This is a genomic window from Pseudomonas sp. 5Ae-yellow, from assembly GCF_014077575.1.
Taxonomy (GTDB): Bacteria; Pseudomonadota; Gammaproteobacteria; order Pseudomonadales; family Pseudomonadaceae; genus Halopseudomonas; species Halopseudomonas neustonica.
The window spans coordinates 36,962-52,006 of sequence record NZ_JACGWE010000016.1; the positions used below are offsets into that span (position 1 = coordinate 36,962).

A 15,045-nucleotide genomic window follows, 5' to 3' on the forward strand; every position below is an offset into this window, starting at 1 on the left:
CCTGCACTCAAAAAAAAGAGCTGCAGGCTGTCGCGGCGATCAGGGATTCATTGAGTCGAACACGGTGGTTTCAGCATCCGCCGCTTGGGCACGCAGGCCGATCAGCTGCTTGATCTTGCGGTGCGGGAATACGTAGAACTGGTCAGCTTCTACCGCCTTGAGGGTTTGCTCGGCGATGTCCGGCGCTTGAATCTTGCCCTTTTGCACTGCGGCTTTGGTCATTTCGGTGCGTTTGAGCATCATCTCGCTGGGCGTGATGGTATCTGCCATATCCGCAGGCCGGTTGCGCTGCGAATCGGAGATGCCGGTGGGGAAGAAGGCCGGGCAGAGGCAGGTTACGCCGACTTTGGCACCGATGTCTTGCAGGTCCAGCGCCAGGGTTTCTGACAAAGCAACGACCGAGTGCTTGGTGACGTTGTAAATCGACATGCTCGGGCCATTCAACCAGCCAGCTGCGGAGGCGGTATTGATAATGTGACCTTCGCCCTGCTCGATAAACATTGGGGTGAAGACTTTAACGCCCCAGACCACGCCATACAGATTGACGCCCATTACCCATTCCCAGTCCGCAACGGTATTTTCCCAAGCCGGACCACCGACGCTTACGCCAGCGTTGTTAAAGATCAAATGCGCGGCGCCAAATTCGCTTTTGCACAGATCGGCAAAGGCCTGCACTTGCTCCAGCTTGGATACGTCCAGCCGCATGGTCGCGGCTGGCGTGCCCGGGTACGCGGCTTCGACCACGCGCAGGGTTTCCTGCATGCCTGCTTCATCTACATCACCCAGCACCAGCTTCATGCCGCGTGCTGCGCAACACAGCGCAAATTCACGACCCAACCCACTGCCGCCGCCGGTAATAGCCGCTACTTTGCCCTGTAGATTTTGCATGCCCTACTCCTCTGAATCTGCGCCCTGCTTATTCGGACGTCGATGAATTATAAATAAGGTGAATAGCATGCCTCGTTCACATTAACCATACCAGCGCTATGGGCCGGATTGATCTAGCCCAAGCAGTCCGATTTATAAAGCTCGTTATATTCTGAGATGAGGCCCGGCAAAACACCCTCACCTCCGCTGGTTATGTCCTATAGTTGGCATAACGAGGTCGCTGGAAAATAATCATGCCGGGACGCCTGTTGTTAGCGCTCATCTTCACCCTCCCCTTGGCCGCTCAAAGTGAGCCATTGATGCTGAATACGGACATTTTCCCACCCTATCAGGTGCAAGAGGGTGATCGCTTGACGGGGAGTTCTATAACGGCCTTGGCCTGTATCTTCGATGCCATGGATAAGGAGTACGAGATCAGAGTGCTGCCTTGGCAACGCGCCGTGCATGAAGTTAGTCAGGGTAAGGCCGAAGGATTTTTCTCATCTACCAGGATGAACAACGCCAGCAACTTCGCCACCCTGTCAGCTCCACTGGCGCTGGAAAAGTGGTATTGGTACAGCAACAACACAGAGCGGCCTCCGGCCTTCGGCGCCTCCAGCAGCCTGCGCATCGGCGGAGTGCGCGGCAGCAATCAGGTAGATTGGCTGATACAGCATGGCTATAACGTAGATCCGCTGGTGACAAATACCGCGCAACTGCTCTATCTGCTCGAGCGCGGTCGCATCGACGCCTTTCTGGCTGACCAGCAGACGCTGCGTATTGAGATGACGCAACAACCCTTGGATCTGCGCCCGAGCCATGCGCACTTCCAGCAATACACCACCTTGGGCGTCTATTTCTCCAATTCGCTGTTGAGCCGTGAACCTGCCTTTATGACTCAGTTTAACCGACAGGTTTTCCAGTGCATCCCCGAAATTGCCGTACTACAAGCGGATGAGCGCGCTCGCCTAGCACACTTATACGAAACACTATTCGACAATTGGCGCCGCGAGCCTCTGCTGGTGCAGGCGGTGTTACAGGAGAATAAAACCCGCGGCGATATGGCCTTGAGCCGGATACATGCGCTGGACCAGCAATGGCTACAAGAGCAGCAACAAACAGAGCAACCGCTGATAGACAGCGTACGCAACAATTCCCTGTCACTTTGGCTGAAGCAACAGCAGGCGAGCTACAAGGGTTTGATAAGTGAGATTATAGTGACCGACCAGCATGGCCTGAACATCGCCGCTAGCGAAGTCACTACCGATTACTGGCAAGGAGACGAAGCCAAATTTGCCGAACCCTTCTTTGCCAGTCAGGATCAACCTTATATGGGCCCGCTAAGTTACGACCAATCGACCCAGCGTTATCAGGTACACGTGAGCAATACCGTGCGTAACCCCAGCAGCGGTGAGGTGACTGGCGTGATCATTCTGGGGATTGATATCGAACGGGCCTTGAAGATGGAAAACAGCTTAAATAGCGGAGAATTACCTAGACAATGAGCCACACTGCACTCCACCTCTGCGCCAGCGCGCTGGCAATCATACTGGCATGCAGCGCCTGCTCTCCGGTACCGCAAAAGCCACTGGACGGCGGCATGGCTCGGGTCAACCTGGATGCTGATGTGGGCAACGATGTGAGAGCTTACCGCCTGGATGGTGAGCTTACGCCCAGCATTCGCTTCGGCGACATCACGCCCGGCGCGCACAGCCTGCAGGTGCGCTATCACTTCGAAGTACCCGGTGGCGCCGGCAGCGGCGCCCTGTTGGACGCCAACTTACGCACCTGTGTGATGGAGGTGAAATACGATAATTTTGCTGCCGGCATGCAGTATCTGCTCAAAACCGAACGCCGTGGCTGGCGGCCTGCAGGCTGGCTTTATGATCAGCAGACTCAGGAGAAGCTGGTTGATGCGGAAGAAGTGCGTTGTGGGCCGGGTATGTAGTTGGGGTGGTTAGGCTGCCAGCCAGCATGCGATATGCATACAGTATGTGGCTAGCTGATTTCCGGTTTCACCGGATGGCGAGTCAGGGGGAATGCTTACCCACTCCCCCCGACACCCCCCCTCGGTACCCGGCTGCGCGGCCCTTCGGGTTCGCTCCGTTGCTCGACCTGCCGGGGCCCCTCGCAAACTCGCTTCGCTCAGACACCGCGAGGACCTTTTCCCCGGCAGCTCTGCGCTACTCGCCCGCTCAGATGGGATTTAATAGTCCGTGTCGTAGCTTAGTTGCGCGGTTAAAACAGGCGAAGAACCAACATCATACGAATACTCCAAGCTGTCGAGTACCGCAGAAATGCAGTCATACCCACCCAGCCGCCCGCCAAGTCTCCATCCAAGCCATATCATCATCCGCCTCAGCGCGATACTCAGCAGCCAACCATCCGTCGTACCCAACGCTGTCCATCGCCGCTAACGCTGCGGCAAAATCCAGTTCGCCTGAACCGGGTGCGCCGCGACCAGGGCAATCAGCAAACTGCACGTGGCCGATGCGTCCGGCCAGGCGCTGCACGCTGTGTGGCAAATGCTCGCTCATACGTGCCATGTGATAGAAGTCGAGCTGCGCGGAGAGATTAGGATGATCGACCCGCTCCAGCATCTCAGCCAGCTCGTCGGAGCCGGACAGCAAAAAGTCCGGCATATCCAGCCGGTTAATCGCCTCGCACACCACGCCGATACCCAGAGGCGCAAAGACCTCGGCTGTGTTCTTCAGGTTGGCGGCCAAGATGGTCAGTGCGGTAGCTCGATCAACTCCTGCGGCCAATCTGCCGGGGAGCACGTTGACCTTTTGCGGCCGCAGCACCTGCGCATACTCCAGGGCCAATTGCAGGGCGCTGGCAAATTCTGCTTGGCGATCCGGCACACCTGCCAGCCCTGGCCCGCCCTGTTGCATGTCTCCGGCCGGCAAGTTGAACAACACCAGCGGCATGCCGTGGCGCTGCAACTCAACCTGCAATTCGATAGCCGGTATGGCGTAGGGAAACTGGATTTCCACTCCATCAAACCCTGCCTTGGCAGCAGCGCCTACGCGCTCCAATAAAGGAAGTTGAGTAAACAGCAGCGAGAGGTTGGCGGCCAGCTTCCAGCGCATGGAGTGTTCTCCGAAAGGTAAAGCACTCAATTGTAAGCAGCTTGCGGCATAGCTGCACGTCTCAGGGCTTCGCCTGCAGGCGGTTTTTCTTTACACTTGCGACCATGCCCCGCTCGGCCACGACAGCCGTTTGGGAGTCTTCCGCTATTGAACCGGAGTAAAACATGTCGATGATCAAACGCCCCTTGGCTGCGCTGGCGGGTTTGTGCCTGTCTGTTGCCACCCTTTTTTCTACCGCTGCACTGGCGCAAACCACTGAGCTACGCGTTTCCGCCATCCCCGATGAAGCGCCTACCGAGCTGATGCGCAAGTTCGAGCCGCTGGGCAAGTATCTGGAAGAACAAATTGGCATCCCGGTTACTTTTCAGCCTGTCTCCGATTACGCTGGCGTGGTTGAGGCGCTGGGTGCCAAGCGCCTAGACATGGCGTGGCTGGGTGGTTTCACTTACGTGCAAGCCAAACTTCGCACCGGCGACGCAATTCCGCTGGTTCAGCGCGAGCAGGACGAAGTGTTCACCAGTACCTTCATCACGGCTGATCCGGACGTCAAAACCCACCAAGACCTGGAAGGCAAGAGCTTCGCCTTCGGCTCTGTATCCTCTACCTCTGGCCACCTGATGCCGCGCTACTTCCTGCAGCAGGACGGTATTGATCCTGATACCTTCTTCAGCCGTGTCGGCTTTTCAGGCGCCCACGACGCGACCGTCGCCTGGGTTGAATCCGGCAAGGTAGACGCTGGCGTGCTGAATTCATCAGTGTGGGAAAAACTGATCGAGCAGGACAAGGTCGACACTGACAAAGTCCACGTTTACGCCGTCACCCCCACGTACTACGACTATAACTGGACAGTACGCGGCGGCCTGGAGCCAGAGTTGGTCGAGAAGATCAAGGCCGCTTTCCTGGCACTGGACCCTGCCAATCCTGAGCATAAAGCGATTCTGGATCTACAGCGCGCCTCACGCTTTGTGCCAACCAGTGCAGAAAACTATCAGGGCATTGAAGAAGCTGCCCGTGCTGCCGGTTTGCTTGAGTGAGCATCAGCCTGACAGGGGTGGGTTATACCCACCCCAACGGGATGCGCGCGCTATCGGATATCAACTTAAGCATTGCAGCTGACGAACAGGTCGCCATCATTGGCTCATCAGGTGCGGGCAAAACCACCCTGCTAAAGTTGCTGGCAACCAGCCTACTGAGCTCCTCCGGCGACCTTCAGCTGCTGCAGCATAATCCCGCACAACTGGGTGCCCGAGCTCTGCGCCAGCTGCGCAGCCGCATTGGCCTGATTCACCAAAGCCCTCCTCTGCCACCACGCCAACGGGTGGTAACCGCTGTACTGGCCGGCAGGCTGGGGCAATGGTCTTTGGCACGCGCCTGCCTGTCCCTGTGTTATCCGAGCGATATCGAAGGCGCCCGAGCGGAGTTGTCTCGCCTGGATCTGGCAGAAAAACTCTTCGAACGCTGCGATCAGGTGTCGGGCGGACAGCAACAACGCATCGGCATCGCCCGCGTGCTCTATCAAAAACCGGACATCATGCTGGCAGACGAACCCGTCTCGGCGATGGACCCGGTATTGGCCGAACATACGCTGAGCATCCTCGGCAGCATTGCCCGTGAACGCGGCGTGCCCTTGATCGCCAGCCTGCATGCGGTAGAACTGGCGCTGAAACACTTCCCCCGCGTGATCGGCCTTAGAGCGGGCGAGATTCTTTTCGACAAGCGCGCAGACACCATCAGCCAGCAGGATCTGGATGCGCTTTACCTGAATACCGACCTGGACGATACCGCCGATCAATACGCCGCTGCGGCCAACAACAGCCTGCGTAGCCGATGCCTGTAACCGCAACTCGGGCCCACTGGCATGACCCAGCTGCCACTCCCCGCGCACTGCTGACACTGGCACTCTTGCTGGTGCTTTGGCCTGGCCTGCAACTGACCGAGTTTCGGCCGCAGATACTCTTTAACGCGCAAAACCGCGAGGTAATGGGCCGTTTCCTGGCAGGGTTCTGGCCGCCGGATACCAGCGCTGAGTTCCTGCTAATGCTTGGTCGAGCCACACTGGAAACCCTGGCAATGGCAACCGCGGGCCTGGCTCTGGCACTGATTCTGGCTATCCCCCTCAGCCTCATCGCTACCCGCACGCTCTCTATTTCGGCACTCTTTAGTGGCCGTCCCAGCCGGACTGGCCGCCTGCTTCGCTACCCTGTTCGTTTTGTTCTGATCGTACTGCGCAGCATACCGGAGATCGTTTGGGCGCTGCTGTTCGTGCGCGCCGTGGGACTGGGCCCCACTGCTGGCGTCCTGGCGATAGCCATTACCTACAGCGGCATGCTCGGCAAAGTCTATGCGGAAATCTATGAATCGGTTGATCCACAACCTGCCCGCGCATTACTGCAGAGTGGCAGCTCCCGCCTGGCTGCTTTTTTGTACGGTGTACTGCCCAATGCTGCACAGGAACTAACGTCCTACACTCTGTATCGCTGGGAGTGCGCCGTGCGTGCCTCGGTCATCATGGGCTTCGTAGGAGCTGGCGGGCTGGGCCAAATGATTGACCTGTCCATGCGCATGTTTGCCGGTGGGGAAGTAGTCAGCATATTGCTGACCTTCCTGTTGCTGGTGCTGCTGGCCGACCAGATCAGCCAGCAACTGCGCAAGAGGCTGGCATGAAGCAGAGCCTCAGCGCAGCACTATGGCTACTGGCAATCGTTGCCGCAGTGGTAGCCTCTTTTGCTTATCTGCAATTGGACTTTGCCAGCCTGTTCAGCACTGATAGTCGCGCACAGATGCTGGACTATGCAGGCTCTTTCTTCCCACCCAACACCTCCGCAGGCTGGCTCAACAAACTGTGGCAAGGCACGCTTGAGACCTTGGCGATCTCAGCTATCGGCACCCTGCTGGCCGCGTTCTTTGGGGCGCTATTTAGCCTGCTGGCAGCAGGCCGACTGGGCAATATGGCAAAAGCCCTCTGCCGCCTGCTGCTTAATGCGCTGCGCTCTGTGCCGGAGCTGGTTTGGGCTGCACTGATGGTGTTGGCAGCAGGACTGGGCCCTTTTGCCGGTACCCTGGCCATCGCCCTGCATACCACGGGCGTACTCGGCAGGCTCTTCGCCGAAGCGCTGGAAAACACCCCACCCGAGCCGGCCAATGCCTTGCGCGCAGCAGGTGCCTCCGCCACCACCGCTTTTCTCTACGGCACCCTGCCGGGCGTCATACCCCAGTGGCTGGCTTACACCCTGTATCGCTGGGAAAACAATATTCGTATGGCCGCGGTATTGGGCTTTGTGGGCGCTGGTGGTTTGGGGCAGATGCTGCACGTCACACTCAGCCTGTTTCAGCAATCCAAAGCGATGAGTGTGATTCTGGCTATGCTGGCGATGGTGTTGTTGGTGGATGCGTTGAGCGGGTGGTTGCGGGCGAGATTGGGGTGAACTGGCGTCTGACTCTGTCTGCCAAGGCCTGAACGAAGCTTGCTCCGAGTATTATCTCAACCATCATGCGTTAGCTAGATAACGGTTTCGCCGCTAGGCGAAACCGATCCCAAACTGATTATCAGTATTTGAGTGACCGCAGTCAGAAAAAGCCAACCGAATAAAACCATGCTTCAGAAATACTCAGGAGCAAAAAATTGGTCAGCTCTCAACCCGCTCCTGCACCAAGACCCAAGGCCGAATAACCACCGCCCACAAATTGTCAGGCTCTCGCTCAGCCCAGTCTGCCGCTTGTGCATCGGTCGCCAACTGCAACTGCCTGGCATCCATCCAGCCTTTTATCTGCTCGCTGTTGTCTTCCATCATCGCCGCAGCCGCCTGCACCAGATCAAGATCCGGGGCGACCATCAGCAAATCGCCACGCGCAAAGTGAGGCTCGAGGGTTTTCCATTCAATATTGCCAGTGGCACCAAGAATAGCCGCGTAGGCTTCGTCAGACAGGGTCATCAGGCTAATTCCTTTCCTCTATCAAAAAGCTGCATGGTAGCCAGCTGCGGCTGACATGCAAGACATCGTCGGCAATGTCGCCAAAAACAACCTAATCTGTCACACAGTATGTCGCTATACAGACACAATGTTGCAGTTAAAGGACATTGACCCATAAATCGACAACGGCCGATTCCCTGTAATAGTAGCGATTGCTAAACTGCTCCGGTACAGTTCTGATCAGGCTGCGTACCCGGACAAGCAGGAACAGGCCAAGACTAATTCGGCATAACAATATAAGTGAGCAGATACTATGAAAATGGCACACAAAAAAGCACTGTCCCAAATTATCGCCGCGGCGACACTGGTCGGTGCCAGCAGCTACTCGCTGGCAGCTGATACGATCAAGATTGCGCTGGCAGGCCCGGTTACCGGTCCCGTAGCACAGTACGGTGACATGCAGTTCATCGGTGCCAAAATGGCCATCGAGCAGATAAACATGGCAGGCGGCGTGAATGGCAGCCAGCTGGAAGGTGTGGTTTTTGATGACGCCTGCGACCCCAAACAGGCTGTCGCCGTCGCCAACCGTATCGTTAACGATGGCATCAGCTTTGTCGTTGGTCACCTTTGCTCCAGTTCTACTCAGCCTGCTTCCGACATCTATGAAGATGAAGGCATCCTGATGATTACCGCAGCCTCCACCAGCCCCGAGATCACCGATCGCGGCTACAACCTGGTATTTCGCACCATTGGTCTGGACAGCCTGCAGGGCCCGACTGCTGGCAAATATATTGTTGAACAGATAAAGCCAAACAAAGTTGCCGTCATCCATGACAAACAACAGTACGGTGAAGGTATCGCGACCGCAGTGCGTGACGTGCTGACTGAAGCCGGCATCGACGTACCCCTGTTTGAAGGCATCACCGCGGGTGACAAGGACTTCTCTGCGCTCATCGCCAAGCTGCGCCAGGCCGATGTCGATTTTGTTTACTACGGTGGCTACCACCCAGAGCTTGGCCTGATTCTGCGCCAGGCATCCGAGCAAGGTCTGGATGTGCGTTTCATGGGGCCTGAAGGCGTAGGTAACACCGACATCTCTGCCATCGCCGGTGAAGCCTCCGAAGGTCTGCTGGTCACCCTGCCGAAAGCCTTTGACGAAGACCCCAGGAACGCTGACCTGGTACAAGCCTTCAAAGCCAAGAACGAAGACCCTTCCGGTCCCTTCGTATTCCCGGCTTACGCAGCAGTGCAGGTCATTGCCGATGGTATCAAGCTGGCCGATAGCACCGACACCGAAGCCGTCGCTGCGGCGCTGCGAAGCAACAACTTCGACACTCCGACGGGCACTCTTGCTTTCGACGAGAAAGGCGATCTGAAAGACTTCAACTTCGTGGTCTATGAATGGCACTCTGACGCCAGCAAAACTGCACTGACCGAGTAAGTGAATTAACTCCGGGCCTGCTCAGCTTAGCTGACAGGCCCGGTTTTTTTGTTGATGCCTGTCTTTGCGGACCAGCATTGCTCATCTTGTATTTTCGGTGTCATGGCTATGCCAGAGTCCCTCTATTATTTCATTCAACAGCTACTGAACGGACTTACCGTCGGTAGTACCTATGCCCTGATCGCCATTGGCTACACCATGGTGTACGGCATCATTGGCATGATCAACTTCGCCCACGGCGAGATTTACATGATTGGCAGCTATATCGCCTTTATCGTTATTGCCGCGCTGGCGATGTTCGGTATTGAGTCGGTACCGCTGCTGATTTTTGCTGCCTTCGTCATCAGCATGGTGGTCACCAGTGCCTATGGCTACAGTATCGAGCGTGTCGCCTACCGCCCGCTGCGTGGCGGCAACCGCCTGATCCCGCTTATTTCAGCGATCGGCATGTCTATTTTCCTGCAGAACCTGGTGCGTATAGCCCAAGGCTCGCGTGACATTGCGATGCCCAGCCTGATCACCGGCGGTATCGACATTGGCCCGCAGGATGCCTTCCACGCCAGCCTGTCCTATATGCAGATGATCATTTTTGCGGTCACGCTGGTGAGCATGGTGTTGCTAACCCTGTTCATCTCCCGCTCGCGCATGGGCCGTGCCTGTCGCGCCTGCGCTGAAGACCTGAAAATGACCAACCTGTTGGGTATCAATACCAACGGCATCATCGCGCTGACCTTTGTCATCGGCGCTGCACTGGCAGCCATTGCCGGTGTGCTGCTCGGCATGTACTACGGCGTGATCAACCCCTACATCGGCTTCATGGCGGGCCTTAAAGCCTTCACCGCCGCTGTACTGGGCGGCATCGGCAGTATTCCCGGCGCCGTATTGGGCGGCCTGTTGCTTGGTGTTACCGAGGCCATCACTGCGGGTTACTTCAGCACCGAGTACAAGGACGTGGTGGCCTTTGGGCTGCTGATCCTGATTCTACTGTTCCGCCCCAGTGGCATTCTTGGCCGCCCGGAGGTAGAGAAAGTATGATTCGCGCCAATTTGAAACCGGCGGTCATTTCCGCCGTCGTCGTCGTAGTTCTTTCTGGATTGCTGATGGGCGTGAGACTCGATCAGGACGGCACCAACTTATCCCTGGTTGGCGCTGGCCCTGACGTGTATTGGAAGATCGCGATTGCCGCCACCTTCATCTTTTTCTACAACCTGTTCCGCGACCACCTGGCCAGGCTATGGCAGAGCATGCCAGGCATGCCAAAAACGCCGACACAGCTGGTTGAAGCCAGCAAAAAACCCGTACTGCGTCAGTTGTTCTGGTGCTTTTTGATCGCGCTCGCCATCCTGTGGCCCTTCATCTCCAACCGAGGCGGTACTGACCTGGCGACGCTGGTATTGATCTACGTGATGCTTGGCTTGGGGCTCAACATCGTGGTTGGTCTGGCTGGCCTGCTGGATCTGGGTTATGTCGGCTTTTACGCGGTGGGTGCCTATGGTTATGCCCTGCTCGCGATGTATTTTGATATCGGCTTCTGGACCGGTCTGATTTCCGCCGGCTTACTCGCCGCCCTATTCGGCTTCCTGCTCGGCTTTCCGGTACTGCGCCTGCGAGGAGACTATCTGGCCATTGTTACCCTGGGCTTCGGCGAGATCATTCGCATTCTGCTGAATAATATGACCTGGCTAACCAACGGCCCCAATGGCATCGGCGGCATCCCCAAGCCTACGCTCTTCGGACTTGAATTCAGCCGCAAGGCCAGCGAGGGCATGCAGAGCTTCCACGACTTTGTAGGTATCGATTACAGTTCTGAGCACCGGGTCATGTTTCTCTATCTGCTCGCGCTCCTGCTCGTGCTGATCACCCTGTTCGTAATCAATCGCTTGCTGCGCATGCCGATTGGCCGTGCCTGGGAAGCTCTGCGTGAGGATGAGATTGCCTGCCGCGCGCTGGGCATCAACCCTACCGCGGTAAAACTCAGCGCTTTCACCATAGGTGCCAGCTTCGCCGGTTTTGCCGGTTGTTTCTTTGCTGCACGACAGGGCTTTATCAGCCCGGAATCCTTCACCTTTATCGAGTCTGCCATCATCCTCGCCATTGTGGTGCTGGGCGGCATGGGGTCACAGATCGGCGTCATTCTGGCTGCCATCATCATGACCATCCTGCCGGAGATGGCCCGTGAGTTTAACGAGTACCGCATGTTGCTGTTTGGTTTGATGATGGTGCTGATGATGATCTGGCGCCCCCAAGGGCTGCTGCCAATGAACCGTCCGCACCTGGAGTTGCGCACATGAGCCGGCCGCTATTGGAAGTATCCGGTTTGACCATGCGCTTCGGCGGCCTGTTGGCCGTGGACGGTGTAGAGTTGAGTGTTGAACCGGGACAAATCGTCTCTATGATTGGCCCCAACGGCGCCGGTAAAACAACGGTCTTCAACTGCCTTACCGGCTTCTACAAGCCGAGCGGCGGCAAGATCGTGTTTGATGGGCAGGAAATTCAAGGCTTGCCGGGTTTTAGGGTAGCGCGCCGCGGCATGATTCGAACGTTCCAGCATGTTCGGCTGTTCAAGGAAATGACCGTAGTCGAGAACCTGCTGGTAGCCCAGCACCAGCATATGAACACCAGTATGCTGGCCGGGCTGTTCAAAACGCCAAGCTATCGCCGCAGTGAACGCGAAGCAATGGAGCGCGCGGCCTACTGGCTGGAGCGCGTTGACTTACACGAGTTCGCCAATCGCGAGGCCAACACCCTCGCCTACGGCCAGCAACGACGTCTGGAGATAGCACGTTGCATGGTTACCCAGCCCAAGCTGTTGATGCTGGATGAGCCTGCAGCTGGCCTGAACCCACGGGAAACCGACGATCTGAAGGCGTTGATCGCCGAGCTACGCGACAACCATCAACTCACGGTATTGCTGATTGAGCATGACATGAAACTGGTGATGAGCATTTCCGACAAGATCGTTGTAATCAACCAGGGCAGGCCTTTGGCTGCCGGCACGCCGGAAGAAATCAAGCAGAATCCGGATGTCATCAAAGCTTACCTGGGTGAAACCTGAGGAATTGCCAACCATGCTGTACATGAAGAACGTATCAACCCACTACGGCAAGATCCAGGCGCTACACGAGGTGAACCTTGAGGTTCAACGCGGCGAAATCGTCACCCTTATCGGTGCCAATGGTGCGGGCAAGACAACCCTGCTGATGACCCTGTGCGGCGACCCCCACGCCAGCACGGGGAGCATCCGCTACGATGGCGATGAACTGACCGGTCTAACCACCGCCGAAATCATGCGCAAGGATATCGCCATAGTACCGGAAGGCCGGCGGGTATTTTCACGGCTCACGGTGGAGGAGAACCTGAGCATGGGTGGGTTTTTTACCGCCAAGGAAGAACTGCAAGAGCAACTGGACACCACGCTAACCTTGTTTCCGCGCTTGAAAGAACGCTATCAACAGCGCGCAGGCACCATGTCAGGTGGTGAGCAGCAAATGCTGGCAATCGGGCGTGCACTAATGAGCAAACCACGGCTCTTGCTACTCGATGAGCCGTCGCTCGGGCTGGCACCTATCATTATCCAGCAGATTTTCGATATTATCGAGCAGCTGCGCCAGCAGGGCGTCACCATCTTCCTGGTCGAGCAAAATGCCAATCAGGCGCTTAAGCTCGCCGACCGGGGTTACGTGATGGAGCACGGCCATATCGTCATGCAGGACACTGGCGAAGCACTATTAGCCAACCCCGATGTGCGCAAGGCCTATCTCGGCGGCTAGCCCCAGACTGTCAGGGAGCCGTCTGGCGCCCCTGATAGGCACAACCCTGATAGCGTTCACCATTAAGCAGCAAAGTGGCGCTCATATGAAAATAATCACCAGTAATCGCGTCCTGACAGGCTTGCGGATAAAGCCATAACTCAATACCAGCGTCCTCCAGCCCACGAGCGCTCAGCGAACCATCTGGCAACTGCTCGCTCACTACGGGCTGAGGCGAGTAAGATCGCTCGGCATCATTGCGCGTCAGACCATTCGCCGCAAGACTGACACGCCAGGCTGGCTTGCTTTGCACCGCGACCCACTGCGCCGCATCAGCACTGCGATCAGCACAACCCCGGCCGTGCGACTGCATGCGCAGCACCTCGTCAGACCGAACTCGCCCGGCGCTATCAACCCGCCCCAGCAAGTCGACAAAAATCGCTGTCTGTCCTGGTTGTGCTGATTGTGCGAACAGCTCATCGAGCCTATCGTTGGCACTTACCGCTTGTGCGTTGTCGCGGCCGCACTGGCGTAGTACAAACCCGCTTTCGCTCTGTTCAAGAAGGCCACTCAGGCGCTGCTGCCCCCCCGCCCAACGATCACTCAACAAGCTACAACCCGACGTCAACAACACCGCCGTGGCCAGCGTAATACGCGCGCTCTGACACAAGAAAGCACTCAATATGTGAACTCCTCAGCGTAAAATAGGTGATGCCGCCAAAATCATGACATACGGCAGATCACAAATGCGATTGGCAATGGTACTCTGTGCCCCATTCACCCGCATGCGATTCAGATTGGCGGGTTTGGTTCCCTGGTATCACTTTGTCGGAAAACACTGTTGGAAGCACAATAATGAAGATGATCTCTGCCGCCATACTGAGCACTGTCGCAATAACCCTTACTGCCTGCTCCACCAGCAAACCCGCCCCAGCACCTCAGCCCGAGGCGACCCCATGGGCCCAGGAGCATATGGCTGAGCTCACCGTCATTGCCTTGGAAGAGCATTACGAGATTCACAATACCGGTGAGCAGATTCGTCTGGTAATACCGGTCAAAAATAACTTCCATCCCAAGCGGACCTTGCTACTACCCTCAGGCCTGGTGCCTTTGTCACGTGTCGCCAAGGTTCTGCGCACAGCGACTGATAGCAATATTGCCGTTATTGGCTTCAGCGACGATGTCGGCGCAGACGACGTAAACGAGCAACTCAGCCTTGAGCGCGCCCAGGCTGTTGCCAGCGTACTGCAACTGGGCGGCGTTCGTCGTACCAACATGCAGCTGAAGAGTTTGGGCGAGGATCAACCCCGGGCAGATAACAGCACCCAGGAAGGTCGCGATCTGAACCGTCGGGTAGAAATCGAAATCACCCCCCGTGGCGGCTTCTCGAATCTGGCCCTTGCGCCTTGATATGAGCCCTTCTGGCCTGCAATAGCAGTACGTCGCTTTTGCAGGCCAGGTCTGCTGTAGTAAGTAGTAAAAAGCCTTTCACAACTTAGCAGCACCCAGGCATTGCGTACTCTTAACGTACGCCAAGCCCTGCGCTGCCAGTACTTTGCGCTCTAGCCAACCAGACCAGACAATCTCACGAGCCCGTTCAGGCGCTAAATACCGCCACAGATTGGCGTTGCTCTAAGGGCAGGAGCTCACTGATCCCAAGGCTCGCCGCGAGTTCGCGGTTCACGCCGCAGTTTTTCATGCATGGCGGCTTTAGCCAGCATATGTGCGCTGACCGGCGCAGTTAAAAACAGGAAAAAGGTAATCAAGAGCTCGTGTAGGCTAGGCTCGCCAGTCTGCTGCGAAAAATACAGCATGGAGCCAATAACCAGCGCCCCTACACCCAATGTGGTCGCCTTCGTCGGACCATGCAGACGCATAAAGAAGTCCGGCAGCTTGACCAACCCGATAGAGCCAATCAGCGCGAACAGGCTACCGGTTAGCAGCAAGGCTGCAATCAGCCACTCGACCCAGCTTGGTCCACTCAT

General features: G+C 56.8%; 17 protein-coding genes. 12 read left to right on the forward strand and 5 right to left on the reverse strand.

What is annotated here, in order from left to right; genetic code table 11:
* Positions 1–39 precede the first annotated feature (39 nt).
* Complete coding sequence (locus tag H4J77_RS11525; protein WP_123887764.1) at positions 40–888, reverse strand: SDR family NAD(P)-dependent oxidoreductase; 849 nt, start codon at positions 886–888, stop codon at positions 40–42.
* A gap of 233 nt (positions 889–1,121) precedes the next feature.
* Here H4J77_RS11525 and H4J77_RS11530 point away from each other — a divergent pair, with 233 nt between their 5' ends.
* A complete protein-coding gene (locus tag H4J77_RS11530) occupies positions 1,122–2,372 on the forward strand; it encodes a transporter substrate-binding domain-containing protein (RefSeq protein WP_123887763.1) in 1,251 nt (416 codons plus the stop codon).
* The gene (locus H4J77_RS11535; RefSeq protein WP_123887762.1) at positions 2,369–2,815 is read left to right on the forward strand and encodes a hypothetical protein; all 447 of its coding nucleotides are present in this window, start codon (positions 2,369–2,371) and stop codon (positions 2,813–2,815) included. The genes H4J77_RS11530 and H4J77_RS11535 overlap by 4 nt, the downstream gene beginning before the upstream one ends.
* 355 nt (positions 2,816–3,170) lie before the next feature.
* Here the strand turns inward: H4J77_RS11535 and H4J77_RS11540 are convergent, their stop codons facing one another.
* A complete protein-coding gene (locus H4J77_RS11540; RefSeq protein ID WP_123887761.1) occupies positions 3,171–3,959 on the reverse strand; it encodes a hydroxypyruvate isomerase family protein in 789 nt (262 codons plus the stop codon).
* Between the two features lie 170 nt (positions 3,960–4,129).
* Here H4J77_RS11540 and H4J77_RS11545 point away from each other — a divergent pair, with 170 nt between their 5' ends.
* Genes H4J77_RS11545 through phnE (H4J77_RS11560) form a run of 4 tightly spaced genes read left to right on the forward strand, consistent with a single transcriptional unit; the run spans position 4,130 to position 7,384 of the window.
* The gene (locus tag H4J77_RS11545; protein ID WP_123887987.1) at positions 4,130–4,993 is read left to right on the forward strand and encodes a putative selenate ABC transporter substrate-binding protein; all 864 of its coding nucleotides are present in this window, start codon (positions 4,130–4,132) and stop codon (positions 4,991–4,993) included.
* Positions 4,990–5,796: a phosphonate ABC transporter ATP-binding protein gene (locus H4J77_RS11550; RefSeq protein WP_123887760.1), complete on the forward strand. Its 807-nt coding sequence runs from the start codon at positions 4,990–4,992 to the stop codon at positions 5,794–5,796. Before H4J77_RS11545 ends, H4J77_RS11550 begins: the two co-directional genes overlap by 4 nt.
* The gene (phnE, locus tag H4J77_RS11555; protein WP_123887759.1) at positions 5,787–6,623 is read left to right on the forward strand and encodes a phosphonate ABC transporter, permease protein PhnE; all 837 of its coding nucleotides are present in this window, start codon (positions 5,787–5,789) and stop codon (positions 6,621–6,623) included. The genes H4J77_RS11550 and phnE (H4J77_RS11555) overlap by 10 nt, the downstream gene beginning before the upstream one ends.
* A complete protein-coding gene (gene phnE, locus H4J77_RS11560; protein WP_123887758.1) occupies positions 6,620–7,384 on the forward strand; it encodes a phosphonate ABC transporter, permease protein PhnE in 765 nt (254 codons plus the stop codon). The genes phnE (H4J77_RS11555) and phnE (H4J77_RS11560) overlap by 4 nt, the downstream gene beginning before the upstream one ends.
* Before the next feature lie 201 nt (positions 7,385–7,585).
* Here the strand turns inward: phnE (H4J77_RS11560) and H4J77_RS11565 are convergent, their stop codons facing one another.
* A complete protein-coding gene (locus H4J77_RS11565; protein ID WP_123887757.1) occupies positions 7,586–7,891 on the reverse strand; it encodes a DUF2288 domain-containing protein in 306 nt (101 codons plus the stop codon).
* Between the two features lie 298 nt (positions 7,892–8,189).
* Here H4J77_RS11565 and H4J77_RS11570 point away from each other — a divergent pair, with 298 nt between their 5' ends.
* The 5 genes from H4J77_RS11570 to H4J77_RS11590 all read left to right on the forward strand — a co-directional run bounded on the left by H4J77_RS11570 (position 8,190) and on the right by H4J77_RS11590 (position 13,081).
* Entirely contained in the window at positions 8,190–9,311 is a 1,122-nt protein-coding gene (locus H4J77_RS11570; protein ID WP_372237829.1) for a branched-chain amino acid ABC transporter substrate-binding protein, read from the forward strand.
* A 108-nt stretch (positions 9,312–9,419) separates the two neighbouring features.
* Complete coding sequence (livH, locus tag H4J77_RS11575; protein ID WP_123887755.1) at positions 9,420–10,346, forward strand: high-affinity branched-chain amino acid ABC transporter permease LivH; 927 nt, start codon at positions 9,420–9,422, stop codon at positions 10,344–10,346.
* Positions 10,346–11,602, forward strand: coding sequence for a high-affinity branched-chain amino acid ABC transporter permease LivM (locus H4J77_RS11580; RefSeq protein WP_123887986.1), 1,257 nt, complete (start codon positions 10,346–10,348; stop codon positions 11,600–11,602). The genes livH and H4J77_RS11580 overlap by 1 nt, the downstream gene beginning before the upstream one ends.
* The gene (gene livG, locus H4J77_RS11585) at positions 11,599–12,366 is read left to right on the forward strand and encodes a high-affinity branched-chain amino acid ABC transporter ATP-binding protein LivG (RefSeq protein WP_123887754.1); all 768 of its coding nucleotides are present in this window, start codon (positions 11,599–11,601) and stop codon (positions 12,364–12,366) included. The genes H4J77_RS11580 and livG overlap by 4 nt, the downstream gene beginning before the upstream one ends.
* A gap of 13 nt (positions 12,367–12,379) precedes the next feature.
* Positions 12,380–13,081, forward strand: coding sequence for an ABC transporter ATP-binding protein (locus tag H4J77_RS11590; protein WP_123887753.1), 702 nt, complete (start codon positions 12,380–12,382; stop codon positions 13,079–13,081).
* A 10-nt stretch (positions 13,082–13,091) separates the two neighbouring features.
* On the opposite strand, the gene H4J77_RS11595 is transcribed toward H4J77_RS11590, so the two are convergent.
* A complete protein-coding gene (locus H4J77_RS11595) occupies positions 13,092–13,742 on the reverse strand; it encodes a hypothetical protein (RefSeq protein WP_123887752.1) in 651 nt (216 codons plus the stop codon).
* Between the two features lie 173 nt (positions 13,743–13,915).
* On the opposite strand from H4J77_RS11595, the gene H4J77_RS11600 reads away from it, so the two are divergent.
* Positions 13,916–14,470: an OmpA family protein gene (locus tag H4J77_RS11600; RefSeq protein ID WP_123887751.1), complete on the forward strand. Its 555-nt coding sequence runs from the start codon at positions 13,916–13,918 to the stop codon at positions 14,468–14,470.
* Positions 14,471–14,706: 236 nt separating this feature from the next.
* On the opposite strand, the gene H4J77_RS11605 is transcribed toward H4J77_RS11600, so the two are convergent.
* Positions 14,707–15,045: a Na+/H+ antiporter subunit G gene (locus H4J77_RS11605; protein WP_123887750.1), complete on the reverse strand. Its 339-nt coding sequence runs from the start codon at positions 15,043–15,045 to the stop codon at positions 14,707–14,709.